Here is a 23516-nt window from a genome sequence, read left to right as displayed (position 1 = left end):
CGTTTCTGATGAGGACCCGGTGCGCGAATGTCCATCAGGGCCCGAACCCGAACAGGGGTTCACCACGAGGCCGAATATATGCGTGCAGTCAGACCCTATCGCCATGACCCGTGACCTTGCACCGGAGGGGGAGTCCATATATATCCTGCTATTCTCACAGAGATCGAGGCACCAGATGCACGGCACCGGCTTTGATCGCCGCCACAACTGCCGAGCCCTTTTCGAGGCCAAGTTCTTCTCTGGCTCCTTTCGTAATCACCACGCGCAGGGGAAACCCGCAATCGACCGTGACCGTCACCATCACACCTCGCGGCAGCACCTCTGTCACCAGGCCGGATAAATGATTGCGCGCGCTGGTGACGCCACTCCCCGCCTGTTCGAGCAAGACATCTTCCGCGCGAATGCAGACGTAGACGGCCGAGCCGTTCACGTCCGCTCCTAAACCCTTCAACGTCACACCGTTTACCGACACGCTCGCCAGCCCATTATCGTTCGCGACTACTTGCCCCTGCACGACGGTTTCAATCCCGACGATCTGCGCCACCTCCGCATTGGCCGGCCTGGAAAACACCTCTTGCGTAGAACCGGTTTGAAGAATCGTGCCACCCTGCATCACCGCAAGGACATCGCCCAACGTCAAGGCTTCAGCCCAATCATGCGTGACGACGACTGAAGGAATCTGCAGCTGCGTCAACAGGCCTCGCAGCTCTCCACTCAAGCGACTGCGTGTCGGCGCGTCCAAGGCCGACAGAGGTTCATCGAGCAACAAAAGCTGCGGTCGTCTGGCGATTGCGCGCGCGAGCGCGACACGTTGCTGTTGGCCACCTGACAACTGCGCAGGCTTGGCCTGTTCGAGCCCCTGAAGTTGCAATAAGTCGATCAATTCACGGACACGCTCCCTCCGTGCCTCAGCCGGAAGATCGCTCAATCCATATTCAATGTTGCCGCATACAGAATGGGTGGGGAAGAGCGCATAATCCTGCGGCATGTAGCCGATCCGCCTCGCTTGCGGCGAGAGTCGAATATTGGCAGCCGCATCAACCCAGGTCGTCGAGCCGAATTGAATCCGTCCTTCTTCCGGCCATTCCAAGCCGGCAAGACAGCGCAGCAGGGTCGTTTTCCCGGATCCTGATGGCCCGAAGAGAATCATCACGCGCGGAGGGTCGAGCGGCAACGTGAACTGTGCCGCAGCGGTAAATCGACCTGGATAGGTTTTGCGGCAATCGACTGTCAGCGTTGCGGCCATACAGCCCAGACCTTTCGATTCATCGCATACACCAGCAGCAACACCCCGTAGGAAACCACAAGCAACAACAGCGCCGTCTTGGCAGCCCCGGCATAGTTGAGGGCCTGCACCTCATCGTAAATATCGATCGAGACCGTTCGCGTTTCGCCCTCGATGTTGCCGCCGACCATCAGGACCACGCCGAACTCTCCAAGCGTATGGGCAAAGCTCAGCACCGCGCCTGTGATGAGACCTGTTGTAGACAACGGAACAATCAGCTGAAAGAAGGTCTTGAGCTTAGACGCCCCGAGGGTCCAGGAGGTTTCGATCAACCGGCGATCGACTTGCTCAAAGGCTGCGGTAAATGGCTGCACGGCAAACGGCAGACTGTAGAGAATCGACGCGAGGAGCAGACCTTCGAAGGTAAAGGGAAGCGGATGCCCGACTACGTCGCTATAGAATCGACCGACCGGACTGTGCGGACCGATCGCGACGAGAATATAAAAACCCAGTACCGTCGGAGGCAGCACGAGCGGAAGCGCGACCACCGATTCGACAATAAACTTCCAGCGCCATTTCGAGAATGTGAGCCAGTAGGCGATGGGCAACCCGACAACCAGCAGCACAACCGCCGTAAGCAGCGCGAGCTTGAAGGTGACCGCTATCGCAATCCAGTTCATCGATTACCCGGCCGATGGAACGGTGAATCCATAACGTTTCATGATCTCCTGCCCTCGCTCACCTTTGATAAATGCAAGAAACTGTTTCGCAGACTCCTGCTGCTTCGACGACTTCAAGATCACAGCGCCCTGCTCAAGAAGCGGGTGGGTCTCTGCGGGAACCTCCCAATATGTCCCCTTCGATTTCATGGCAGGAGCCACAGCCAGAGACAACGCGATGATCCCGATGTCGCACGCTCCTGATTCAATAAACTGCGCTGCTTGCGAGATGTTTTCTCCCAAAATGAGTTTGTCCTTGACCTGGTCATAGACCTTGAAATGTTCCATTGCCGCCACAGCGGCCCTGCCGTAGGGGGCATGTTTGGGATTGGCGATGGCGATTTTCCTGATCGCCGGCTCGCGCAAAATCTCCAGCCCCCTGGAAAGATCGAGATGCGAATCCTTGCCGGCCCACAAGACAATCCGCCCGACGGCATACTGATACAGCGAGCCCGGAACGGTCCGGCCGGCTTCCTCCAATTTCCTCGGATACGAGATGTCGGCTGAAAAGTAGAGATCGAACGGCGCGCCATTTTGAATTTGCGCATAGAAATTGCCGGAGGATCCAAGCGTCAATCTCACCTGATTGCCGCTCGCCTTTTCATACTCCATCGCAATTTCTCTAAAGGCGAAATTCAAATCGGACGCCGCTCCAATCGTAATCACCTCGGCAACGGCAACGTTCACGCCTGTGATCATGAGCATACAGAGGGCAATGATAATTTGAATCATAGGCTGACCTCCTTACAGTCTGACTCTCACCGAAGCATAAAAATAATCCGAATCTTTGTTTCCACCGGCGGGCAGTTGGGCGAGGATGGCGGGGCTGTCAAAATAGGATCCCTTGAACCAATGCACGTACCCGAAATCAAAGTCCATGTTTTGTCTAAGAGCCCATAGGGGAGCCCATTGCGCACGAAGTTCCACATCGTGCCCTAAATAGTTTCCTGCCCCTCCTGTGGAATCCTGTACGAGGCCACCCGAATACACCGCAGCCGCTTCCGCCAGATACCAGAACCGTTGTTTGACTGTGAGCAGCAAATTTTCGTCAGGCTTGAGGATCAACCTCCAACCGGGACTACTGATGTTGGACCGGAAAAATGGCCCCCAAATTCCCGTGGGCATTAAATCAAACCGACGGGCGCCGAACAGGGGGTCGAAGTCTCCGTTCTGGCTTCCTCCTGGAGTACGAGTGCCGCTGGCGTAGGTATACTGCGCCAAAAACCGAGGAGTCCAAGGCAGATTAAACGTATACCCGGCTTCAACGTTCGGGTTATAGGCAAAATGATCGACGTTGCCCAAGTGTCCCGTTTGAACGGCCCCCTCGAATTCATAATCGAATTCGTTGATCGCGGGAGACTTGAATAGGCGAAGACCGTAGGTACCATAGGTACGCTGAAGAGCTTTATTATTAAGTTGTTGATCGTTTAACCCGAAATAAAACGCATTGACGTTGAACCAGGGAAAGTGCGCACTCTCCACGTAGGTTCCCCAGAAGACACTCCTTGCAGTCTGCTCGTCGAGTTGTGCCTCATTCCGAATGACCGGCTCTACCAAAAAGGTCCTGAACCGCCAGGTTTGGCCTTCGCCGATCTGCCAATGGACTCCATCGAAGGCATTGGTGGTATTTCGGAAATCGTTTCGGGCAACGTACCGACGCATTCCGAAATCCATGGTCATACGACCGAAATGCAAGTCTGTTCGCAATACACTCCCCCCGACATTGTTTATGGTCAATGATCCGAATAGCTGCAAGATGTCAAATTGGTTGACTGTCGTGGTATTCTGGAAATCCCCCGGCTGATCGCTCGACAAGGCCCGCGAATCCTGCCCTTCAAAGAGAAACCTGAAGGGGCCATTGCCCCCCAATCCTACGCGCGCCCTGGATCGGAGGAGCAACTGGGCATCGGTTCCCCCGTTTCCAATTGCCTGGGTAGATCGCCAGGGATGGTCGTACGATTCAAATCTGGTCCGGTTTTCGAGGCCCAGGTCAATCCAATCTGGTAGGTGCGTTGCGGTTTTCACATATCGGGTCCATTCGAGTTCTCTCCGTAGATTGAGGACCGCATCGGCTGGTTCGATCCAGTTTTTCCCCTTTTGTGCTGAAACTTCGAGGTATCTCTCGTCCGTGATCAGCCCCTTCGTGAGCATGAGCTTGAGTACAGGGTCTTCCGCGCTCCGAAACCCCCACTTTCCGTCCTTCCGCACCATTTCTCCATATTCAACTGCCCTCACCGGGCTCGTTCCAACAACAAAGAGAAGGATGCTCAGCAAGGCGCACCACCAGCTTCCTTTGACCATCGATCCTCTCTTTATGCGCAAACGCAATTCGTGAACCATCACATCTACAGGCTTGTCAGCCGACACGTAACGGATGGAGCTTGCCTGTTTCACTGGTGTCATATCCCCCCAGAGCTTCGATCTCATTTCGAAACGGACGGCTGACGAGGGTCTCGAACAAATGAGCTAACGTCGGATGGGACTTCAGATAGGCTTTGGGCACGACAAGGTCGTAGCGCGCGGCTTGAAGCGGTACGAAATCGAGCTCATAGAGTTGCGCCGCAGATCTTATACCGACTCCGACATCCGCCTGGCGGCTTGCAATCGCGCGCGCAACTTCGAAATGCGAGGCGACGATCGTGCCATAGCCCTTCACCTGATCCTGATTGATTCCTGCTGCGCGCAACCGCTGATCCAACAACAGCCTGGCCCCGGAACCCTCTTCCCGATTCACGAGTGTGACGTTGGGATCGGCTACATCACTGACTGCACGAATAGACCTGGGATTACCTGTTCGAACGAGCAGGCCCTCTTCCCACGTCGCAAACGTGATGACCTCATAGTTCGAACCTTTTAATAGTCTCCGAAGAAAGGGCAGGTTTGACTCCCCGGTCGCCGGATCGAAGAGGTGCAGACCTGCGACATGAACCTCGCCCCGCTGCAGGGCCTGAAGCGCCGCCATACTCCCCATCGTCCAGCCAACGACGGAGGTCTGGTCCTTGTGCCGCCGCATGTGCGCACCGACGAGAAAAATTGCGGGATCACAACCAGCGACAGAAATTTCCTGTTCAATCGCCTGGCGATCTCGAGAAAGTTTCACCCGCACCATGGCGCCCGATGTTTGACCCTGCGCCTCGACGACATAACCATCGGCAGGAACGGTAAAGGAAAGCGCCTCCCCCAATCCGCTGACCGGTCGCACAACCGTTTTCGAACCCACCATCGATACTTTCACTCGGATGGATGAGGCCTTCATGTCACGTTGCGGGAGATGGCCGATCAACTCACCCTCGACAATGTCCTCGGCTATCCCAATACTGAAAAGGTCTTCAACACGACAGGCCAATACCGAAGCTAGATGGAGGGCAACGGCTGTTGTCGGGAGATACAAATTGGACTCAATTGAAGACACCGCCTGCCTTGTGATCCCTGCACGAGCAGCAAGTTCGCCCTGCGAGAAACATTTCTGGGTACGAAGCGATTTGAGGTGATTGGAAAACTTTGCGATCGTTTTGGTCGGTTGTTTCATAATTTCCATGGCCAATGAATAGCAATTATAATTGCTATCTGTCAATTATAATGTCTCAAAATGTCTTGACTATAAGCCAAAACGTTTCATGATGTTTACTCATAGTTTTGTGATTTGACTTATAATGTTTCATATTTTTATGTTGTTGACAAAGTAAGTTTACTTAATTTACATTTATACAACTTAATCATGATCGGAACAGTAGTATATGGACGCCACTCTGCAACATCCTAATGAGTTCGTGGACGAAACGCACCGTCATCTGACGCAAAACATCCTTCGAGCCATTCAAGAGATCCGGTACGGCTCGGTGGAAATTATCATCCACGATTCAAAAGTGGTCCAGATCGAACGCAGGGAAAAGATTCGCATCGAGAGGTGAATATGATCACACAGTACTGTTGTCGGAGCTAATGGAGGATATACCGCCGTCCAGACAACTGGAGGCACAACGCTCACATTTCTACCATTCAATGTAATTGGTTACTGACCGGTCAACCGGAGGTTCCATGCGGAAAAGGAAGGTCGCGCATGAGACATCTCCGGTTCATTCTCGTCATCATCGTATTAGCAGGCTTGGTCTTCGGGCTTACCCCAAACGGATGGGCGGTGGAAGAAGGCCAGCTTCAGAAGAAAGACGGCAAATGGGAGTATGTGCCCAGTGAAGACCCCGGCCTCAAGTATCTACTCCTCAAGGGAATCATTACCCAAGATGAGTACGACAAGGGGCTGAAGGTCGTGGAGACCAGGGAACGGATCGTGAAACCGAACTTCAATATCGACGTCAACAACGGGTTGAACATCCGCGTCGGCTCGAAATTTCTGCTCAAGATTCGGCTGCTCACTCAGGTGCGCTACAGCTACAGCACCTTTAATGAGACTTGGGGGACCGTCGGAGACTCGAGGAATCCAGAAATTCTGGGAGGTCAGGTCGAATTTCGAGCCTTTAGGCGCCAGAGTGATTCGAGTCAGTTTACGGTGCCCCGGGTCCAACTCCAGTTCATGGGGTACGCCTTCGATCCCGACCTCCGCTACAACGTGTCGTTGGCGATGAATTCAACGCAATATAACCAAGAGGGCGGGAACGGAAGAGCCACGCTCCTAGATGCGTACATCTCTTCCTGGCATATCCCATGGGCAACCGTCCAGGTCGGCCAGCAACGGGTCTGGTTCAATCGCGCCCTGATCAGTTCGGCTGCCACGTCCACGTTCGCGGACAACATGATGGTGCAGAATGTGTTCGCCTCCAACCTTCAGAGCAGTCGCGATGTCGGAATCAACATCCTGAGCGATGAGGATCAATACAAATTCAATTACGCCATTGGTATCTGGGGAGGCGTCGGGCCGAATCTCGCGCGGGACGGCACCTCTGTCAGCCAGAACGTGCTGCCTCAATCCGGAACCCCGGGAGCGCCTAATTCGGGGACAACCAGAACGTACAACTACGACACCCGGTTCATGAGCGGCGAATTAATGTATACGGCCCGGGTGTTGTACAAGATAGCCGGCAATCCCGGGTATGGACAGGGCGACATTCTGAACTCCCGCACACTGCAATCAGCCATCGCCTTCGGGTATGCATACGACCCGGCTCAAAACTATCTAAGCTCCACACGCTCGGATATTGTCGATCGCTCATACCGCCAGGCAGTGGCCAACGCCAAGAACGGCCGACTCCTTGGCGGGGGCATCTACGATTTCCAGACCTATGAAACGGATTTCATTGCCAAGTACCAAGGCTGGTCTCTACAGGCAGAAGGGTACTACCGGCACCAGCGGGTACGGAACAAGGATTCCGGAACCCAACCGTTCGACCTGAATACGATTCCGACTAGCCCGCTGGCAGTGGCCCCCCCGGTGGATCTCGGCCAGGCCTGGGGCTGGTATGCGCAAGTCGGCAAGTACATCATTCCCAGGAAGCTCGAGCTTGCCGTTCGGTATGGGGTATTGGATCCGTCCACGAAACAAAAAGACGATCTGACCAAAGAGTTCGGCGCCGCCATCAACTATAGCTTCGACGGTACCTACAATAATCGGCTCGTCATCGACTACTCCAACATCACCATGGGAAGCGGCGGGCGTGCACCGGACCGGTACCCGTTCGAGACCCAGCCGGGATTCGGTCGCGATCTCGTCGAAAACCGGATCAATGTGCAGTACCAATTCTATTTCTAAACATATGATGAACGTCATCACGATGACCAGGAGGTTCTTTATGACACGCCCAAGTGTCCTGTTGAGAAGTCTGTTGTTCCTCGCGGTCTTGACCGCGTCCGTGTGGACCGCGCCGTCCGTGCAGGCGGCACCTGAGACCGTCACAATCGCGGCTGCCAACAGTCTGAAGGATGCATTTCGAAAAATACTCCCGCTCTTCGAAGCGCATAATAAGGACATCAATGTAAGAGTCATCTACGGGCCGTCTCAAACCCTCAGCAAGCAAATCGAAGAGGGTGCGCCGATCGATGTGTTCCTGCCTTCGCAGGTTGAGGAAATCGACCAACTCGAGAAGAAAGGACTCGTCATCCAAGGGACCAGACGGGTCTATGCCAGCACCTCGTTGGTCCTGATCGCCGGCACGGAGCTCCCGGCGCCGATCGCATCGGTCCAGGATCTTCGGACCACCCTAATTCGGTATATCGCCGTCGGCGACCCGAAAACCTCGTCGGTAGGAAAGGTGGCGGCTGAATATCTCAAGTACAGCAAGCTCGACACCCAACTGAAGTCGCAACTTGTCTATGGCGAGCATTCGCGAGCCGTCCTGGACCTGGTCGCCAAGGGCGACGCCGACCTCGGCGTCGTCTACCGGACAGACGCCGTTTCGAATAAGAAGATCCGTATTCTCGACGAGGCCCCGGCGGACTCGCACCAGCCGGTCCACTACGGAGTCGCTGCAGTCTGGACCGCGAAGAACATCTCGGGCGCAGGGGATTTCATCAATTTTCTGGGGAGACCCCAGATCCAAACCCTCTTGCAAGACTACGGATTCGATCGTATCGCCGAGCCGGTCGGCGTCGCTCAACGACAGGAGGGACAATAATGAATCGCTACCAGAACAATTTAAAACAGTGGCCCGCATGGCCCCTGCGCGCGCTGTTCCTCATCGTCGGCCTCTCCATCACCGCCGGTTGCGCGAGCCAGCCTATCTCACCCTTGAGGACAATCTATGAGGCAGGGTTGAATACGGTCCTGTTGGAGCAGGACCCCGACTCCACATCCAATGCACATCCTGCCACGCTGACGGCAGCGGAGGTCGGCACGTTGCTCCGTGGCGTCCGCGCATCGGAACGTCGGAACATCGTTCACCGCCTGATTTTCGGTCAAGCCGATCAAACCAGGGCATTCCGGAAAGAAGAGATCGCCGTGTTGGCATTGCCTCTTTCAACAGCGCTCTCTCTGGCTGAGCCGACAGAACGTGTCTACTTCAACTTGAGTCATGCCACGGATCAGGGAGATCAGGAAACCACCACGGGCTGGATCTCCGTCCAAGGACCGATTCTGCACCTGATCATCAGCGCCGTGCACGCCAGGCATAGCCCCGGTCCCGATATCAGTAAGTACGACCGGCAACTGCCGAACATTCCCGAAGCTTCTGCATTGTATGACGTGACGTTCGAGCCGGATGATTTTCTGGCCAAGGCCAGTTCATCGGCCCGTTTCTGGGCGCCGGATCAGCGGGAAGAGTTGCAGATTCGGTATCAGGATGCGCTTGCCGCGTTGCCACTCTATCCGGGTCTGGAACCACGTCAAAACATTCAACCACTACAACCTTGAACGACCGAATGGCGATGAGGAAATCATGAATATACCCTTGGTGTTAATTTTAGGAATCTGGGCATTTGTCTCCGCAGCTTCTGTCGTAACCGCGGAGGATACGATCCGTGTTGGGCACTTCCCAAACATTACGCATGTCCAAGGCCTCGTGGCGCAACATCTCTCTCGCACCGGCCGCGGTTGGTTTGAACAGCGGCTGGGAGCCGACGTCAAGATCGAATGGTACATCTACAACGCAGGCCCCAGTGCCATGGAAGCGATACTGGCGGATTCTATTGATCTGACCTATGTGGGCCCTAGTCCGGCATTGAATGTCTATGCCAAATCCAACGGCGAGGAAGCTCGAATCATTGCGGGTGCAGTAGCGGGCGGCGCAGCACTAGTGGTTCAACCAGACGCCGGATTACAACAACCCTCAGATTTTCGCGGGAAGAGGATTGCCACCCCGCAACTCGGCAATACCCAGGACATCGCATGCCGGGCCTGGCTGGCCACTGGGGGTGTGAAGATCACACAGACAGGTGGAGAGGCCTCTATCATCCCCACTCCCAACCCGGATCAGCTCATCCTGTTTCAGCAGAAAAAAGTCGATGCGGTCTGGACGGTCGAACCCTGGGTCTCACGCCTGGAACGCGAAGCCGGAGGCAAGGTGCTCATCGAACAGTCGCGCGAAAGCATCACCGTTCTGGTATCGAGCTTGAAGTTTGTCAAGACCAAGCGGGAATTAGCCAAGAAATTCGCGCAAGCCCACCGTGAACTCACCGAGTGGATTCTCGCGCATCCTGATGAAGCCAAGCAGATGGTCCGGCAGGAATTGGCCGCCGAGACGCGAGCCGAGGCGCCGGCGGACTTGATTGCCCAAGCCTGGAAACGCCTCGTGCTCACCACAGACGTCTCTCCGGATGAGTATCAGCATTTCATCTCCAATGCCCAGCGTGCGGGATTCATGCGCACAGCCCCCGACTTGTCACGACTCATCGAAAGGTTGAACTAAGATGGCCGCTCCCGAAGTCAATCCGGCCAAGACCGTACCTTCCAAGCTCGTCCTCGAACATGTCTCGAAGTGGTTTCAAACCAGTTCGCTGAAAGTCCACGCCCTTGACGATGTCACGCTCCACATTGCAGAAGGAGAGTTCGTCTGTCTTGTCGGTCCCAGTGGCTGCGGTAAATCAACGTTGCTCAATATCATTGCCGGATTAGAGCGGCCGGATGGCGGCTTGGTCCAGGCCGACGGAAAAACCATCGTCGGCCCCGGACCCCGCCGCCTCATGATGTTTCAGGAGGCGGCGTTGTTTCCATGGCTGACCGTTCTCGGCAACGTACTGTTCGGCTTGAAGCTCAATACTGGGCTGAGCGCGGCGGAGCGCCGCGAGAAGGCTGAATATTTCATTGAACTTGTCGGCCTCAAGAAATTCATGCATTCCAATGTGCACGAATTATCGGGCGGCATGAAACAACGCGTTGCCTTGGCTCGGGCCCTGGCGCCGACCCCCACCGTCCTCCTGATGGATGAACCCTTCGGTGCGCTCGACGCCCTCACACGCGAACAACTGTACGGGGATATCCAACGAATCTGGAGTCAGCACCGTAAGACCATCGTCTTCGTCACGCACAACGTGCGTGAAGCCGTCTGTTTAGGCGACCGCGTCATTTTGTTTTCGCCGAACCCTGGACGGATTCGCGAGGAGTTCGCCATTCCCCTTCCGCGGCCACGCGACATCAACAGTGTAGACCTGGCGCGCTACTCGACGGAAATCACCCGCATCTTAAAAGGGTACGTCCAGACGGAAGTGGCAGGATGATCGCGCGTTGGCTGGCGGCATCTCTGTTTTTCTTGCTGCTCGTGGTGGCATGGTATCTGGCCGTGGAGGCACACATATGGTCTCCCCTCCTGCTGCCCTCGCCCCTCAGCGTCTTCGGGTATCTCCGATCCGCAGCTGAAGACGGCACGCTTTTGGAGGCCACATGGGTCACGGTTCAACGGCTCCTCATCGGCTATGGATTGGGAATCCTCGCCGGACTTCCACTGGGACTGCTCACCGCATCATCCCGCTGGTGCCAGGACACGATCGGCGTCCTCGCATTAGGACTACAAACTCTCCCCAGCGTCTGTTGGGTACCGCTGGCCCTGCTCTGGTTCGGTCAAACAGAAGCCTCCTTGCTGTTCGTCGTCGTGATGGGAACCCTCTGGTCGCTGATCATTGCGACCGACAACGGCGTGCGGACCATCCCACCCATCTATACGCGTGCAGCCCGAAGTATGGGGTCGACCGGACTGCACACCTGGACACACGTCGTCTTGCCGGCAGCACTTCCATTTCTCTTGAGCGGCATGAAACAGGGCTGGGCTTTTGCCTGGCGCTCCCTCATGGCGGCTGAGATTTTCGTCACAATTCTGACCGGCTTTGGCCTCGGCCACCTCCTTCACTATGGCCGAGAACTGAGTGCCATGGATCAAGTGATCGGCGTCATGCTGGTCATCGTCATCATCGGGTTGGCAGTGGATAAAACGCTCTTCGCTCCCATTGAACGATTTCTCCATCGCCGTTGGGGGACAGAGCGGCAGTAGACTCTCCACCAAGCGGGGGGACTTGCCATGGCACTGATGTTCGTGCCCGCTGCTATGGCGGAGCAGTTCGGCACGCCGAAAGACAACGAAGGAACCAGGGTTTTTCAGCCCACTGAACATCCGTACTACAGTGGACAATTCCACCTTGCCTAGCCTATGCGATTGAGCAATTCCGGCACTTCGCTTCTGTCAGAACGGGCCTTTAGTAGATGGATCAGTTCGATTCGCAGAGCGCTATTGAGACGTTGCCGCGCCTCGAAGGGCAAGCGAAGAAACTCCACCCCGAATTCGTTGCCCTGGACCCATTTGATTGTGCCGAGCTCAATTGACAGCGTCGGTTTCTGATTGGGGAGCAGGACACTTACTCGCACTTCGCTGCCGCAGAGGACCTCTCTATCGCATCGGATGGAGCAGCCCATCAACGACAGGTTGTTCAGGATCCCTTCGCCGACAAACGGAGCCCCGCCGAAAATGACGGGATAACGGAGCGGGAACCGATGATAGGTCCGAGAATAATGAGAGGATGCCATCACAACCTCCGCATCGGAGGATTGTACCGAGGTACGCATCGGGAGCGGTATCCTACGTTAGGAGGGGAAGCGGCAATTCGTAAATGGTGAGGCGTAGCACTACTCTCATACTTTCCCTAGATGCACCGGTCCGTATGTCCGGCGGGCTTTCTGCAGTTCTTCCACATGACGGCGAAAGGCTGGGCCGAACGTGGAGGCGAGGACTTTCTTTTTGTGGGGAGCGATGTCGTGCTCAACTTGCTCGATCGATTCCGCCAATTGCTTGACCAATCGTCGGCCTGAGCCGGTGAGCCACTTGAGATGCCAACCGGCGTGTTCCAAATCGCTGATTGAATAGCGGACGGATTCCACCTCCTCGAGGCATCGAAAACGGGCCCGCTGCAAATCGCGCAAGGTTAGACCTGCTCTCGTCCACCGAGCCAGACCACCAGGCCCGGATGCCCACGTCGATAGCCGCTCGAAGAGCAGGGCTCCCATCGAAAACGTAAAGGCCGCATGGAGAATACCTCTGAGTGGACGCAAGCTACGACGCCAGGGGGAATAGAAGATCTGCTGGTTGCGATCTCCATGAAAGAGAATCTGTTTCCGCAACAAGAGATTGAGATGGTGATGGCTATTCTCGTGGATCAAATCGTCGATCAAATCGAGATTGTCCCGCTCAAAGCAGTTGATAAAGGATAGTCCCGGCCTATGGCGGTAGCTGAAACTGACGACGCCCTTGGCCTTGAGTGGAATAATCCGTGCGGTCAAGAGTGCAAGCACCTCCTGCCCTTCGGGCCAGACCTGTTGTATGACCGTCCAGGCCCGCCTGATTCGCGCGACCTGATCAGTTGAGGTAACGGCGACTGTACGAGGTTGGCGGTCTTTCCCATAAACAAGTGAAGGCCCGACGGTGACAGCTCCAGATGAAGTATCCGCTGCTACAGCCGGCGCCAGATGCGCCCAGTTCCATGTCAGCCGACCCTGTTTCATCCTGCATAGAGGAGTCACCAGCAGTCCGACCTTCAGAAAGAGCTCCCACGGTTGGACGAGAATAGCGGCCTGACCGGACGATTGCTTGAGAGCCCATTTCACCGATGGAGGAGCCTCGTAGGCATCGCCCTCTAGCCCCATGGCGATCGTTCCCGACATATCTGCCCGCTCGACGTTGTGGCCGAGATGTACCTCTACAGCCCATGACGGAATCTTGTGAGAGGAACACCAGCGCATCGGAAGCCCCGGCACGAGACCGAGCGACTCCTGCGTGATTTCCTGAGCAAGGCGGGTACAGAGTACATGCAGTCGCCGCTCGAGTCCCGAAGCCTGTGACATTCCACGCGGAAACAGATCATCCAGATAACTGTTTTCGAAAAACTTCTCCTGGCACTCGGCAAACAACTGTGCCGAAAACTCACGAGGACTCCGCTCCTCGCGAATCTGTTGCAGCAGATCGATGAAGTAGACCAAGTCATTCAGGGCTTCGATCCAGCCAACCACTTTCCAGTGGGCATAGGAATCCCGTTCGAGGAATTGCCGGAGAAACCGGAAGTACGCCACAGGCAAGGCTAGCGATTTCGCGACACCCGCATATTGGCTTTCCAAATCCAGGCAGAGGTCGTCCAGAAGCCGCCTCATCGACAGGCGGAACTCTTCCTGAAGCCGGGCCAGCAAAGGCACATCGAGTAACGGCATAGATATGCACACTCCAAATTAAAGAAGTCAGACTGTACCGGAGGGGAGGGAGCAGCGCAAGAAGGGCTAGGATGCAGTGCTTTGACCTGTCACATCGCGTGGTGGGCCCTCAACGAATGTCATTCGATAGACCTCACTGTCTCAGATGGCAGTTTGAACTTTCTCCGTTGCTCCTTGTTCGGTAGGTAGCCGAGATCATCTAAACGCAGCGCCTTCACATGCTGCATGACGTGACTGGTTAGATTGGTCTGTACGGATATGTCCAGAGGGGGGTGGGGACCGTTGACCAGCGTGAAGGGCAGTTCATCCTTCCAGAGCAACTGGCCTTCACGATTCACGAGGTACAGATACAACCGTCGCGTTCCCTCCGCCCTCCACCCCCAGTCGCTCGGATGAGAAGGCGACTCGGTTACGCGGCTGACGAGGATCGTATCGACACCCAGGTCCCGCGTGACCTCTTTGGCAAGGGCACTGCGATTTGCCTCATCGGTGTTTCCCGAACGGAGATCGGCTGCAGCGACTCCAGCAGAGACGGTCACCGGCGACTCGACGCGCAATGCGGTTTCCTGTTGCAAGAGAGTCGCAAGCCGCGCACCCATGTCAGAGTCGCCCTCAACCGGAAGAACTGCGACACTCGTCACCTTCGAATTGTAGGTCGCATCGCCGGATGGACCCTGTTGTGCCACCCAAGATTTCTCAAACTGCCCAAATACCACATTGTTGTTTCTCGAATTCACCGCTACCTGTCCCACTCCGGATCGCTCGAACGGCTCAACCGGCACGTTGCTGTTCCTCATGGTATCCACTGCCACCACTGCCACCCAGACTCCAGCAAGGCAACCCTGTAGCATCAGGGTCCAAACCACAGCCAGGCTGAGGGTGATCACACGCACCCAACCATGCCGGCAAGCGGCTCTGGCCACGGCCCGACCGAAGCTTTCTTCCTTAGAGTCCAACGTCATGAAGAGGCCTGTCAGCAAGAGAAGTACCCACTGGAATGAGCCTCACACAGCACCTGCAACATGTCGAGTTATTTGCCGTTATTCAGGAGATCGACAAGATGAGAGCCTGATCAACCCCATTGAGCGGCGGGTCAATACATACAGCGTGGCGAACAAGATGGTACGCCGGAAGTGAGGAAGGGGAAGATGCGGCGTTATGCGACGCGCCGGAGCCTGGGCGCAGCCGCTTCTTTCTCCGATACTTGCGAAGCCTCCGCCTGTTGGTTCATTCGATGTTTTTGGATAAGCGGATCGACAATATTGCCGCAGGATACACATCGCCATCCTTTCATCCACATTGGAATGCTGCTCTCCTTGATGTCGATCAAGTTGTCGGCGACCATGAGACCGTCACATTTAGCACAGTGCATAGAGCCCTCCTTCTGTTCACGCTGAAACCCTCGCCACCCTCTAAGCGTAGCAGACGTGTAACCGACCGGATCACCCGCATCATGTAGCAATTGCGGTGCCACGGCAGTTGCTGCCACCGCTTGCGTGTTTTGGCCGTGAATCGTAGAGTGGAGCTCTTCACAGACTACGCTACGGCAGGGCAGGGACACCTTATGGCACTCACCGCGACAGAAATCTCGAAGGTGCTCGGTGAAATTGCTCCTGTGTTGGTCGGAAGCTGGATACAAAAGATTTACCAGCCAACCGATCGGGCGTTCGTACTGGAGGTTCGAGCACCAGGACGGACGCACCGGTTGCTCATCTCGTGCCACTCCGAATCAGCCCGCCTGCACTTCACCACCTCAACCTTTCAGAATCCGCCGACACCCCCTCCTTTCTGTCAGTTTCTCCGCGCCCACCTGCAAGGATCGCACATCGACCAGATTGAACAGATTCACGAGGACCGGATCGTTCAACTGACACTGACGACCAAAGAGGGCCCCTACAGATTGCTTCTGGAGCTGACAGGGAAGACAGCGAATCTCCTTGTGCTCGATGAGGCAGGACATATCTGGCGAGACCTGAACGGATTGAAAGGTTCTGCAGGACAGCTCTACGTTCCTCCCGCTCACCAGCAACGAGAGGCACGCCACAGTACCTGCGTCCGATTCACGCAGAACATCCCGGAGTTGCCATTTCCTCTATCGGCTGCCATCGACGCCCATTACCGCAAAGTAGAGGCAGCCTCTGTTGCCGAGACGATGCGGAATACACGGGCTGCGGTACTGAGAAAATCCATCAAGAAGCTCCGTCGCCGCATTGAGGCATGGCACGAAGACCTCGCAAAAGCAGAGCAATACAAACCCTACGCGCGCTACGGCGAACTCATCAAGTCAAACCTCGGAACCATCCGCAAAGGCCAGACCAACGTGACGCTGGTTGATTATTTCGATGAAGAACTTCCCAACCTGACGATTCCGCTCGATCAAGCCAAGACTCCTCAGGGCAACATGGATGATTATTTCCGAAAGCATCGGAAGCACCTGGCGGCAGAGCGTGAACTGCTCCCACGGATCGAAACAGGGCAGAAAGAACTGGAGCTCTTGCGGGCAGAATTGACCGCGATCGAACAGGGAACCTGGCAGGCGCCTAAGAAGCCCCTCCCGATCATGCGCAAGCGAAACCTCACGCGGGCCGGCAGGGAGAAAGGACCCCGGGAACAACGCCAAGGCCCGTTCCGACGCTTCACGTCATCAGACGGTCTGGCGATCTATGTCGGAAGAAACGCACGGGAGAATGATGAGCTGACGTTCGGCCTTGCCAAGAGCGACGATCTCTGGTTGCATGCCCGCGGCACGCCCGGCTCTCACGTCGTGGTGCGTCTGGAAAAAGGAAGCGATCCGCCGCCCGAAACGATACGAGACGCCGCTACACTGGCGCTGCTCTATAGTGATTTGAAGAAAAGCGGCAAAGGCGAGATCATCTATACGAGACGCAAGTGGGTCAAAAAGGCGAAGGGCCAAGCGCCAGGGGCCGTCACCGTGACCCAGGAAAAATCATTGCACGTGAATCTTGAAAAGAAACGGCTGGAGGCTCTCAAAACCAGATCGACTCAGGAGTAATCGCTCGATTCTGCCTCGAGCAACCTGTCAGCCCAACAGACGCCCCTCCACCCACCCCGATCCATGCTGCCAAAATCGTCTATTCTCTCGCCAGAGGCTCTCTCCAGTACTATGCTGCAGTGAAGGAATTTCACCATGCCAGGACCGCAGGACACAGCCCCTCAATCCGCATCCCCCACCATCCTGGTGGTCGATGATGAGCCGTCCATCACGAAGCTATGCAGAGCAATACTTCAGCAGGCCGGCTTTACAGTCCTCGTGACCGACGACAGTTCAGATGCTCTCAAACTGTGCACGCAGTACGAGGGGCCTATAGATCTGCTGCTCACAGACCTTGTTCTGCCTCCGCAGGGCTTTCAATTGGCCTCAAGTTCCAATCAATTTCCCCACGTGCATGGCCATGAGCTGGCTGTCAGAGCTCTCCACATACGAAAAGACCTGCGAGTGATCCTCATGTCCGGCAATATCGACCACGATTTGGCGGGGTACGGAATACGCCGGGGAGACCTCCCATTTCTTCCCAAACCGTTCGAGCAGCAAGCCCTGGTCGCACTTATACGACAGGCTCTTCAGGCGCCTCCGCCTTCGGCCGAGAATATTGCGGGCCTGGCAGTGCGTCAGACGGGAATTCCACAAGTCGGTGATGGGTGGGCCGATTAACTTACGGCCACAGACACAGCTCCTCAGTCTGTCATCCGCTCATCAAGTTTTCTGTGGCTCTACCGATACGGTAGGTACCATTTCATCCCGGAGAATGTAGCCGTGCAGCCACGATGTCGCCCGCGAGTGCCAGTCGGATACCCTGCCAGTATCCAGAGCGATACCGGTGCAGGAGAGGGGGTCTTACTCGACCTCTCGCCCACTGGTTGCAAGATACGTAGCAACATTGCCTTGAGTGCAGGAGCCTATGTCGCGCTGCAAATCGCCGTTGCTCACGAACCAATCCCCCTGGCAGTTGAGGTATCGGTGGTTCGCTGGTGTAAAGACGGCCACTGCGGAGTAGAGTTTCTCCGGTATAGTCAGGGAGACCGTGAACGAGTCACGGAGCTTGTCGGAGTCCTGCCACAGCCGGCGATACATACGCCCCCTCACCACGCGGCATCGACGCTGAGCGCGGTCAGCTCATAGCCTTTTCTGACACAGAGACCCATCAAAATCGGAATACAGGTGTATCTCGCTATTTGCACGAGACTCGCGAACGACAGAAAAGTTGTTTGCCAGCAGGATGCTCAAAAAGGCCGTCCAGCAAGGCCGCAGCGAGCGAAGAGGCGAGGCGTACGCTTCGGTACGTTGAGCCTCTGAGCGATGCGAGAACGATGCTGGCGGACTTTTTCAGCATTCTGCTAAAGCACGAAGGCGGTCGGCCCCTATGGACCGGCCGCCTTGCTACGAGCCTATGTGCCCGCATGACGCTATCGATTAGTTCTTCTCGTGTTCGTTCTGCTCACCGTCTTCGTGCTTCTCCTTTTTACCGTGCTTCTCCCGATCTTTGTGCCTCCCATGGCCTCGAGCCTTCTCACGACCATGCTTTCCATGTTCGCCGGCTGCTTCGTCGGCCCGCTCCAAACCGCGCTTTTTTCCGTGCCCTTTCCCTTTGCCTTTCCCCTTGCCCTTCCCGTCGTGCTTGCCATTCATCTCATGCTTGTCGCCCTTCTTCTCCCCTTCCACAGCCGGAGTCTGAACAGAAGCCGAGGTAGTCGCCTCCGGCACTGAAGCCGGAGTAGGCTCTTGCGCCAACGCGATCGTAAACGCGCACAACACTGCGGCAGCCGTCAATGAAGCTACGGTCCTGATCATACTGATCCTCCCTGAATTAGGTGTGACCGTTAACGTGGCATCGTCCTGACCAAAGCAAGTACGATGCTACAGGGAGGACCAACTATAATCGCCCTTCATCGAGTTCGATCACATCGGCCCAGGTAGAGACAGGAGGAAGGGAACCGACCGCCACGCCACGCTTTGTCGCCACTTCTTGCAGACGACCCTGAAACCGCTGGCGCGCGGCGTCATCTTTAGGACCGGAGGACAGAAGCCCCTGCGACCATTGCGAGATTTCTTCCTCCGACGGTTTTCGACTATTGCCCCTCACCCAGGCCAGCAATTCTTCATCCGTTCCACCGGCCAATACTAACTGCTCAAAGGCCTTCGGATCGATTTGCAGAAAATCGACCAGGTACTTGTCGAACCCAACTGTGATGTAGTTGTAGTCCTGAATCTGACCCTCATGCCGCAGACGAATCTTGTCGATAAACCGCCCCAAGTGGGCAATGCCACCGAGGAGGACTTTCGGGCTCCGTGGATACCTCATCATCTCAGCTTTCTCCGGACGAATATCTTGCTGATCTTCAGGCCTTGCCCCGTGTACGGGAACGGGGACATTCTGAATTGTTGCTGACTGGCGCTCGAATCAGACCTCAAGAAAATCAGAATGCCCCTACTTTTTCATCTTGTTCTCCTCTGAGGCTTGTCAGAATTCTCCCGCCGGTAGTTAGCTGGCTTTCCTCACTTCTTCCTTCAATCGCTCGGCAATCCACATCTTGATAATCGATTGCCTCGTTACCCCAAGACGGCTTGCCTGAGCATCCAGCGACTCGATGATCCAATTGGGAAAATCGACGTTCACGCGTCTCTGTTCATGCCCAGGGCGACGGGCCTTCGAGAGGGCAAGATGAGGTGTAATGTCTTTCCCATCCTGAAACATCTTATCGAGACTCTTCGCTTTCATAGTTACCATGTCTATCGTGAAGCGCCTGTTAGGCCGCTGTTAGCCTGACTTTTCCGACCTTGCCGAGCTTGACATGCTGCCTGGCTCGCCAGAGATCGTGGTTGTACTGCATGGCAAGCCAACTCTCTGGAGTACGGCCAAGCGCCTTGGAAAGGCGTAGCGCCATTTCAGGGCTGATACGGCTCGTACCAGTAAGAATGCGATTCAGGGTCGACGCAGCCACACCAAGCTTCCCGGCCAGCTCGCGGCCGCTCAGATTGTTGGGTTCCAGATAGGCCTGGATGATGAACTCGCCGGGATGGGGAGGATTGTGCATAGCCATTTTAGTGGTAGTCCTCATAATCCAAGACGTAGGCGTGTCCGTCTTTGAATGTAAACGTTAAGCGCCAGCTTCCATTTACCCACACAGACCATCGACCGCGCTCCGATCCCTTCAAGGGATGTAGTCGGAATCCTGGAACACTCATGTCCTCAATAGACAGAGCCGTGTCCAGGGCTGCTAAAAGCATACGCAGGCGCTTGGAGTGGTGCGGCTGGATACCCGCCGCGCTCCCCGACTCAAAGAACTTCCTCAGCCCCTTGTGTCGGAATGACTGGATCACATGCAAGATATAGCATGTTGCGCATTACGCAACAAGGTCTACCGGCCCCGCGGAGCAGCGGCGGAGCAAATTTATAGGGGTCTGACCCCTTTCTCCCCCCCCCAGCTGCGATCCTTCGATCGCAATCTTCAGTCAGTTCCAGCTTTCCTTCTCAGCTAATCCTCGGTGGGTCCCCGTTCCTCCGGCGAGGTCGCGCGGCAGCAGGCCAGTGCTCGAAGCAATCAACGGTTCGTGTTCTCTTCTTTACTTGAATGTATTCTTTGCTGAGCGCCAATCTTACATACACATTTGCAGGGTTAACGAGAAGGCTAAGCCGCGTCTTCAACGCCGGTCTCAAGCTGTTGGTTAGGCGACGAGTCAGGCGGCCAATTTCACGGCGACTGAGACACCAGCCTTTGCGCACAGGCCCACGAGGTAGTCCAGAGACAGCTTGTCAACCTTGTTGCACGCAATCTCGGAGATGCGGGGCTGGACCACGCCAAGGCGCTTGGCGGCTTCCACCTGGGTAATTGCCTCACGGTCCATCCATTGACGTAGCGCTTCGGCCAACTCGCAACGCAAGAGCATCACAGCCGCCTCATGCGGTGGGAAGCCGAGATCAAGGAACACATTGTTTGCGCCCTTCACTTGCCGTGCTTGTTTTTTCTTCATGACTGCCCTCCGATTAACTTGTAACGCTGCACTGCCAGATCAATGTTCGCCCGTGACGTCTTTGGGGTCTTCTTCTGAAAAGCGTGCAAGACGTAAACCGCTTTCTCGAACTTGGCCACGTATACGACGCGGAACGCACCGGCGGCATCTCGTATTCGAATCTCGTACGCGCCAGATCCAACGGTCGGAAGCGGCTTGAAGTCTAATGGTTCACGCCCGACTTGCACCATGAACAACTCGTATCCGGCTTGTCGACGCACCAACTCGGGAAAGGCCGCTAAGTCACGACAAGCTGTGCCGAGAAAGCGGAGCGGTTTCATCGAAATGGATTATACGAATATTCGTATGTGTCTGCAAGTGTCCCGCACACCTAACGCCTGAACTAACCCGCCGGGCACCGACTCAACGAGCGGCCGCGAGCCGCCTCGCTGCGCCCGGTGCCACCCCCTTCTTTCGGGCAAATCAATGGTTCCTGGAACTTTTTTCAGCCCTTAGGAGGGACGACGAGCGCTGGCATGCCGCCGCTGCTCCCCACCTCCCAGAACGACCCTTCCGGGCTTGGCCGAGCGGAAGCCTTCTGGAATTCCCTCAGTTGCGATCACACGATCGCAATCTTCGGTCAGTTCCAGCTTTCCTTCTCCGCCAAGCCTCGGTGGGTCCCCGTTCTTCCGGTGAGGTCGCGCGGCAGCATGCCAGCGCTCGGAGTGGATGCAGATGGGTAGAGAGAGCGAATTAGGCTGGAAAAGATTCCTGACCCCTTTTCTTTCTCTGTCAGTTCTCAGATGCCTCTTTCGCCTGCTGCTTCCAATACTGTGCGTCAATCTTGATGAACTCCAGACGAGCAGGATCGACCCACGAGATAAAGGTGGAAGGCAACTTCCAGTTGCCACCGAAGTTCTGGGTGCGGATTAGAGTGCACTTTTTGCGTGTGCGGGTAAGGCCTACCACGAACTTGCATATCTCGATGTCCTTGATTGAAGCTTGATCATATGGCAATTCGCCATTGTGCAGACCAACGATGTACACGTGTTGTGCGGAGAGGCCCTTGGCTCCCTCAAAGGAAGTCACTTTGACAGCAGGGACATCCGCTGGAGCGTGAGTCTCTGCGTCAGCCCCTACCTCTTCTGGTTGCTCGTACGCATCGACCTCAGCCAGCACGCTCTCGCGGTACTCATCTGAGAGTACGTCGACAAGACGCCTCGAGCCACCTGCCGTTGCGACAACAGCATCCTTAAGAAAGGAAGGCGCGTCTGCGCCGAGTACAATTCGCCATCCAAGGTTGGAGACCCGATCCACTTTGAGAATCGAGAGGCCCGCTTCCCGACCGAACTTGCTATCGGAGTCGCGCCTCCTGTCGACAACGTATCCCGCGCCTTCAAGATGACTGACGATTTGATCACGGTAGGGTTGTGCCACGATGACCAATGCCGCAGGGTATCCGCCGCAAGTGGCAGCTTCAACCTCATCCGCTGGGATTTGAGCAACCGCCTGCGCAAGGTAGCGCCCCATATAGTTCGCGCCCTGTCTCTGGACCGACGTCTCTACGTGCGCAATCTTGGGATACTTCGCGCTATCGGCTCCCTTAGCGGGAGGAAAGTGTTTGTAGGGCTTCTTGATCCTCCCTTCAAGCCTGTCTAACTCTTCGGCCTTGGTCAGAACATCGTTGACTGCATCGACGACGACCTTGGGACACCGCATGCAGAACGGAAGCTTGAAGACCTCGTACTCTCCGGCTTTGCTAAGGAGTCGGATGTGGTCCCAACTCGCATCACGCAGTCGACTGTATAGCGCCTGGTCATCATCACCGGCGATCAAGATGGGGCTACACTTAGCCAAGGCGTCGATGACTCCCGCCTCAAGCGCGTTGAAGTCCTGGTACTCATCAATCAGTACAAGGTCGTAGCTGTCGAGCGTAGCACGCCCGGAGGATAGACCCTCGTACGCCCGGTACACGGTGTCGTCAAAATCAACTGCGTCGTAGTATTCGCCGCGAGCTAGGTAGAACGGAATCTGGTTCTCCGCTGAGCGCGCGCGCATTTCAGCTACGAACTGCGGTGCATCGTTTTCCTTGATGAGTTCCCAGTCTTCTGCGATGAGGCTCGCAAGCCCGGGGAAACAGCGAAAGCCTGGCGAAAGCGAACCTCTGAGTGCCGGGTCTCGGTGTAGTAGGCCCAGACAGTACGAGTGAAGTGTGAATACCTGAGCCAGTCCGCCCAGATCGTCCTCCAGATCATCCTTGAGATTGTTGATAAACGTGAGGACGATCCGCTGATTGGGCTCTCCAGGCGCGAGTTCGAGCAGCTGCTTGAAGAGAGTTGTCTTGCCGGTACCCGGGCCGGCAATCACCAGTTTCTTGTCACTGGGAGAACTCAGTACGGCCTCGATGGCGGCTCTAAGTTCAGCCTCTTCCGCACTCTGCGGTTTGTCCTCTGCCATGGACCCCTTCCGGTTCCGAGCGTTCGGATTCAGAATGGTGTCAGGAACCGGCCGGGACTTCAAGTAGGTGTGCCA

Annotated in this window: 28 protein-coding genes; 11 read left to right on the top strand and 17 right to left on the bottom strand. The window is 55.9% G+C overall.

What is annotated here, in order from left to right; all coding sequences use genetic code 11:
- Positions 1-154: 154 nt before the first annotated feature.
- The 5 genes from HZB34_16855 to HZB34_16835 are packed head-to-tail and all read right to left on the bottom strand — an operon-like array spanning position 155 to position 5473.
- The gene (locus HZB34_16855; protein MBI5317633.1) at positions 155-1246 is read right to left on the bottom strand and encodes an ABC transporter ATP-binding protein; all 1092 of its coding nucleotides are present in this window, start codon (positions 1244-1246) and stop codon (positions 155-157) included.
- On the bottom strand, positions 1231-1905 hold the full coding sequence (gene modB, locus HZB34_16850; protein ID MBI5317632.1) for a molybdate ABC transporter permease subunit: 675 nt from the start codon (positions 1903-1905) through the stop codon (positions 1231-1233). Before modB ends, HZB34_16855 begins: the two co-directional genes overlap by 16 nt.
- 3 nt (positions 1906-1908) lie before the next feature.
- Positions 1909-2676 carry a molybdate ABC transporter substrate-binding protein gene (gene modA, locus HZB34_16845; GenBank protein MBI5317631.1) on the bottom strand — a complete coding sequence of 256 codons (768 nt, stop codon included), beginning with the start codon at positions 2674-2676 and terminating at the stop codon, positions 1909-1911.
- Between the two features lie 12 nt (positions 2677-2688).
- Positions 2689-4245 (bottom strand): alginate export family protein, encoded by a 1557-nt coding sequence (locus HZB34_16840; protein MBI5317630.1) that lies wholly within the window; start codon positions 4243-4245, stop codon positions 2689-2691.
- 55 nt (positions 4246-4300) lie between these two features.
- Positions 4301-5473, bottom strand: coding sequence for a helix-turn-helix domain-containing protein (locus tag HZB34_16835; protein MBI5317629.1), 1173 nt, complete (start codon positions 5471-5473; stop codon positions 4301-4303).
- Between the two features lie 208 nt (positions 5474-5681).
- On the opposite strand from HZB34_16835, the gene HZB34_16830 reads away from it, so the two are divergent.
- From HZB34_16830 to HZB34_16800, 7 genes are all read left to right on the top strand, one after another.
- Complete coding sequence (locus HZB34_16830) at positions 5682-5855, top strand: YezD family protein (protein ID MBI5317628.1); 174 nt, start codon at positions 5682-5684, stop codon at positions 5853-5855.
- Positions 5856-6004: 149 nt separating this feature from the next.
- Complete coding sequence (locus HZB34_16825; protein MBI5317627.1) at positions 6005-7648, top strand: hypothetical protein; 1644 nt, start codon at positions 6005-6007, stop codon at positions 7646-7648.
- A 40-nt stretch (positions 7649-7688) separates the two neighbouring features.
- Positions 7689-8510 (top strand): molybdate ABC transporter substrate-binding protein, encoded by an 822-nt coding sequence (gene modA, locus HZB34_16820; GenBank protein MBI5317626.1) that lies wholly within the window; start codon positions 7689-7691, stop codon positions 8508-8510.
- The gene (locus HZB34_16815; GenBank protein MBI5317625.1) at positions 8510-9244 is read left to right on the top strand and encodes a hypothetical protein; all 735 of its coding nucleotides are present in this window, start codon (positions 8510-8512) and stop codon (positions 9242-9244) included. The genes modA (HZB34_16820) and HZB34_16815 overlap by 1 nt, the downstream gene beginning before the upstream one ends.
- Before the next feature lie 25 nt (positions 9245-9269).
- The gene (locus tag HZB34_16810) at positions 9270-10238 is read left to right on the top strand and encodes an aliphatic sulfonate ABC transporter substrate-binding protein (GenBank protein ID MBI5317624.1); all 969 of its coding nucleotides are present in this window, start codon (positions 9270-9272) and stop codon (positions 10236-10238) included.
- 1 nt (position 10239) lies between these two features.
- Positions 10240-11046, top strand: a complete 807-nt coding sequence (locus HZB34_16805; protein ID MBI5317623.1) for an ABC transporter ATP-binding protein — start codon at positions 10240-10242, stop codon at positions 11044-11046.
- Entirely contained in the window at positions 11043-11813 is a 771-nt protein-coding gene (locus tag HZB34_16800) for an ABC transporter permease (GenBank protein ID MBI5317622.1), read from the top strand. The genes HZB34_16805 and HZB34_16800 overlap by 4 nt, the downstream gene beginning before the upstream one ends.
- 149 nt (positions 11814-11962) lie before the next feature.
- Here the strand turns inward: HZB34_16800 and HZB34_16795 are convergent, their stop codons facing one another.
- The 4 genes from HZB34_16795 to HZB34_16780 all read right to left on the bottom strand — a co-directional run bounded on the left by HZB34_16795 (position 11963) and on the right by HZB34_16780 (position 15386).
- Positions 11963-12382: a PilZ domain-containing protein gene (locus tag HZB34_16795; GenBank protein MBI5317621.1), complete on the bottom strand. Its 420-nt coding sequence runs from the start codon at positions 12380-12382 to the stop codon at positions 11963-11965.
- 66 nt (positions 12383-12448) lie between these two features.
- Positions 12449-14014 (bottom strand): hypothetical protein, encoded by a 1566-nt coding sequence (locus HZB34_16790; GenBank protein MBI5317620.1) that lies wholly within the window; start codon positions 14012-14014, stop codon positions 12449-12451.
- 119 nt (positions 14015-14133) lie between these two features.
- Complete coding sequence (locus HZB34_16785; GenBank protein MBI5317619.1) at positions 14134-14976, bottom strand: hypothetical protein; 843 nt, start codon at positions 14974-14976, stop codon at positions 14134-14136.
- Positions 14977-15170: 194 nt separating this feature from the next.
- Positions 15171-15386 carry a hypothetical protein gene (locus tag HZB34_16780; protein MBI5317618.1) on the bottom strand — a complete coding sequence of 72 codons (216 nt, stop codon included), beginning with the start codon at positions 15384-15386 and terminating at the stop codon, positions 15171-15173.
- 192 nt (positions 15387-15578) lie between these two features.
- Here HZB34_16780 and HZB34_16775 point away from each other — a divergent pair, with 192 nt between their 5' ends.
- From HZB34_16775 to HZB34_16765, 3 genes are all read left to right on the top strand, one after another.
- Positions 15579-17027: an NFACT family protein gene (locus tag HZB34_16775; protein MBI5317617.1), complete on the top strand. Its 1449-nt coding sequence runs from the start codon at positions 15579-15581 to the stop codon at positions 17025-17027.
- A gap of 135 nt (positions 17028-17162) precedes the next feature.
- Positions 17163-17687, top strand: coding sequence for a response regulator (locus HZB34_16770; GenBank protein MBI5317616.1), 525 nt, complete (start codon positions 17163-17165; stop codon positions 17685-17687).
- 102 nt (positions 17688-17789) lie between these two features.
- A complete protein-coding gene (locus tag HZB34_16765) occupies positions 17790-18155 on the top strand; it encodes a PilZ domain-containing protein (protein MBI5317615.1) in 366 nt (121 codons plus the stop codon).
- Between the two features lie 291 nt (positions 18156-18446).
- Here the strand turns inward: HZB34_16765 and HZB34_16760 are convergent, their stop codons facing one another.
- The 7 genes from HZB34_16760 to HZB34_16730 all read right to left on the bottom strand — a co-directional run bounded on the left by HZB34_16760 (position 18447) and on the right by HZB34_16730 (position 21325).
- Positions 18447-18824, bottom strand: coding sequence for a hypothetical protein (locus tag HZB34_16760; protein ID MBI5317614.1), 378 nt, complete (start codon positions 18822-18824; stop codon positions 18447-18449).
- Between the two features lie 82 nt (positions 18825-18906).
- Positions 18907-19338, bottom strand: coding sequence for a DUF5069 domain-containing protein (locus HZB34_16755; GenBank protein MBI5317613.1), 432 nt, complete (start codon positions 19336-19338; stop codon positions 18907-18909).
- Positions 19339-19515: 177 nt separating this feature from the next.
- Positions 19516-19752 (bottom strand): CopG family transcriptional regulator, encoded by a 237-nt coding sequence (locus HZB34_16750; protein MBI5317612.1) that lies wholly within the window; start codon positions 19750-19752, stop codon positions 19516-19518.
- A gap of 28 nt (positions 19753-19780) precedes the next feature.
- Positions 19781-20074 carry a HigA family addiction module antidote protein gene (locus HZB34_16745; GenBank protein MBI5317611.1) on the bottom strand — a complete coding sequence of 98 codons (294 nt, stop codon included), beginning with the start codon at positions 20072-20074 and terminating at the stop codon, positions 19781-19783.
- Between the two features lies 1 nt (position 20075).
- Positions 20076-20354 carry a type II toxin-antitoxin system RelE/ParE family toxin gene (locus HZB34_16740; GenBank protein MBI5317610.1) on the bottom strand — a complete coding sequence of 93 codons (279 nt, stop codon included), beginning with the start codon at positions 20352-20354 and terminating at the stop codon, positions 20076-20078.
- Positions 20355-20711: 357 nt separating this feature from the next.
- The gene (locus HZB34_16735) at positions 20712-21005 is read right to left on the bottom strand and encodes an XRE family transcriptional regulator (protein ID MBI5317609.1); all 294 of its coding nucleotides are present in this window, start codon (positions 21003-21005) and stop codon (positions 20712-20714) included.
- Entirely contained in the window at positions 21002-21325 is a 324-nt protein-coding gene (locus HZB34_16730) for a type II toxin-antitoxin system RelE/ParE family toxin (GenBank protein ID MBI5317608.1), read from the bottom strand. The genes HZB34_16735 and HZB34_16730 overlap by 4 nt, the downstream gene beginning before the upstream one ends.
- 195 nt (positions 21326-21520) lie before the next feature.
- Between HZB34_16730 and HZB34_16725 the strand changes: the two genes are divergently transcribed.
- Positions 21521-21727 (top strand): hypothetical protein, encoded by a 207-nt coding sequence (locus tag HZB34_16725; GenBank protein MBI5317607.1) that lies wholly within the window; start codon positions 21521-21523, stop codon positions 21725-21727.
- A gap of 49 nt (positions 21728-21776) precedes the next feature.
- Here HZB34_16725 and HZB34_16720 read toward each other — a convergent pair whose 3' ends face one another.
- Positions 21777-23441 carry an AAA family ATPase gene (locus HZB34_16720; GenBank protein ID MBI5317606.1) on the bottom strand — a complete coding sequence of 555 codons (1665 nt, stop codon included), beginning with the start codon at positions 23439-23441 and terminating at the stop codon, positions 21777-21779.
- Between the last annotated feature and the right edge of the window lie 75 nt (positions 23442-23516).

The sequence above is a fragment of the Nitrospirota bacterium genome (assembly GCA_016219645.1).
GTDB lineage: Bacteria > Nitrospirota > Nitrospiria > Nitrospirales > Nitrospiraceae > Palsa-1315.
The sequence above is the reverse complement of the archived record's forward strand: the minus strand, read 5'-3'. Positions and strand labels throughout refer to the sequence as shown.

Coding starts and splice junctions, on each gene's coding strand:
- HZB34_16855 (MBI5317633.1), bottom strand. CDS start 1,246: ATGGCCGCAACGCTGACAGTCGATTGCCGCAAAACCTATCCAGGTCGA.
- modB (MBI5317632.1), bottom strand. CDS start 1,905: ATGAACTGGATTGCGATAGCGGTCACCTTCAAGCTCGCGCTGCTTACG.
- modA (MBI5317631.1), bottom strand. CDS start 2,676: ATGATTCAAATTATCATTGCCCTCTGTATGCTCATGATCACAGGCGTG.
- HZB34_16840 (MBI5317630.1), bottom strand. CDS start 4,245: ATGGTCAAAGGAAGCTGGTGGTGCGCCTTGCTGAGCATCCTTCTCTTT.
- HZB34_16835 (MBI5317629.1), bottom strand. CDS start 5,473: ATGAAACAACCGACCAAAACGATCGCAAAGTTTTCCAATCACCTCAAA.
- HZB34_16830 (MBI5317628.1), top strand. CDS start 5,682: ATGGACGCCACTCTGCAACATCCTAATGAGTTCGTGGACGAAACGCAC.
- HZB34_16825 (MBI5317627.1), top strand. CDS start 6,005: ATGAGACATCTCCGGTTCATTCTCGTCATCATCGTATTAGCAGGCTTG.
- modA (MBI5317626.1), top strand. CDS start 7,689: ATGACACGCCCAAGTGTCCTGTTGAGAAGTCTGTTGTTCCTCGCGGTC.
- HZB34_16815 (MBI5317625.1), top strand. CDS start 8,510: ATGAATCGCTACCAGAACAATTTAAAACAGTGGCCCGCATGGCCCCTG.
- HZB34_16810 (MBI5317624.1), top strand. CDS start 9,270: ATGAATATACCCTTGGTGTTAATTTTAGGAATCTGGGCATTTGTCTCC.
- HZB34_16805 (MBI5317623.1), top strand. CDS start 10,240: ATGGCCGCTCCCGAAGTCAATCCGGCCAAGACCGTACCTTCCAAGCTC.
- HZB34_16800 (MBI5317622.1), top strand. CDS start 11,043: ATGATCGCGCGTTGGCTGGCGGCATCTCTGTTTTTCTTGCTGCTCGTG.
- HZB34_16795 (MBI5317621.1), bottom strand. CDS start 12,382: ATGCGTACCTCGGTACAATCCTCCGATGCGGAGGTTGTGATGGCATCC.
- HZB34_16790 (MBI5317620.1), bottom strand. CDS start 14,014: ATGCCGTTACTCGATGTGCCTTTGCTGGCCCGGCTTCAGGAAGAGTTC.
- HZB34_16785 (MBI5317619.1), bottom strand. CDS start 14,976: ATGACGTTGGACTCTAAGGAAGAAAGCTTCGGTCGGGCCGTGGCCAGA.
- HZB34_16780 (MBI5317618.1), bottom strand. CDS start 15,386: ATGCACTGTGCTAAATGTGACGGTCTCATGGTCGCCGACAACTTGATC.
- HZB34_16775 (MBI5317617.1), top strand. CDS start 15,579: ATGGCACTCACCGCGACAGAAATCTCGAAGGTGCTCGGTGAAATTGCT.
- HZB34_16770 (MBI5317616.1), top strand. CDS start 17,163: ATGCCAGGACCGCAGGACACAGCCCCTCAATCCGCATCCCCCACCATC.
- HZB34_16760 (MBI5317614.1), bottom strand. CDS start 18,824: ATGATCAGGACCGTAGCTTCATTGACGGCTGCCGCAGTGTTGTGCGCG.
- HZB34_16755 (MBI5317613.1), bottom strand. CDS start 19,338: ATGATGAGGTATCCACGGAGCCCGAAAGTCCTCCTCGGTGGCATTGCC.
- HZB34_16750 (MBI5317612.1), bottom strand. CDS start 19,752: ATGAAAGCGAAGAGTCTCGATAAGATGTTTCAGGATGGGAAAGACATT.
- HZB34_16745 (MBI5317611.1), bottom strand. CDS start 20,074: ATGGCTATGCACAATCCTCCCCATCCCGGCGAGTTCATCATCCAGGCC.
- HZB34_16735 (MBI5317609.1), bottom strand. CDS start 21,005: ATGAAGAAAAAACAAGCACGGCAAGTGAAGGGCGCAAACAATGTGTTC.
- HZB34_16730 (MBI5317608.1), bottom strand. CDS start 21,325: ATGAAACCGCTCCGCTTTCTCGGCACAGCTTGTCGTGACTTAGCGGCC.
- HZB34_16725 (MBI5317607.1), top strand. CDS start 21,521: ATGCCGCCGCTGCTCCCCACCTCCCAGAACGACCCTTCCGGGCTTGGC.
- HZB34_16720 (MBI5317606.1), bottom strand. CDS start 23,441: ATGGCAGAGGACAAACCGCAGAGTGCGGAAGAGGCTGAACTTAGAGCC.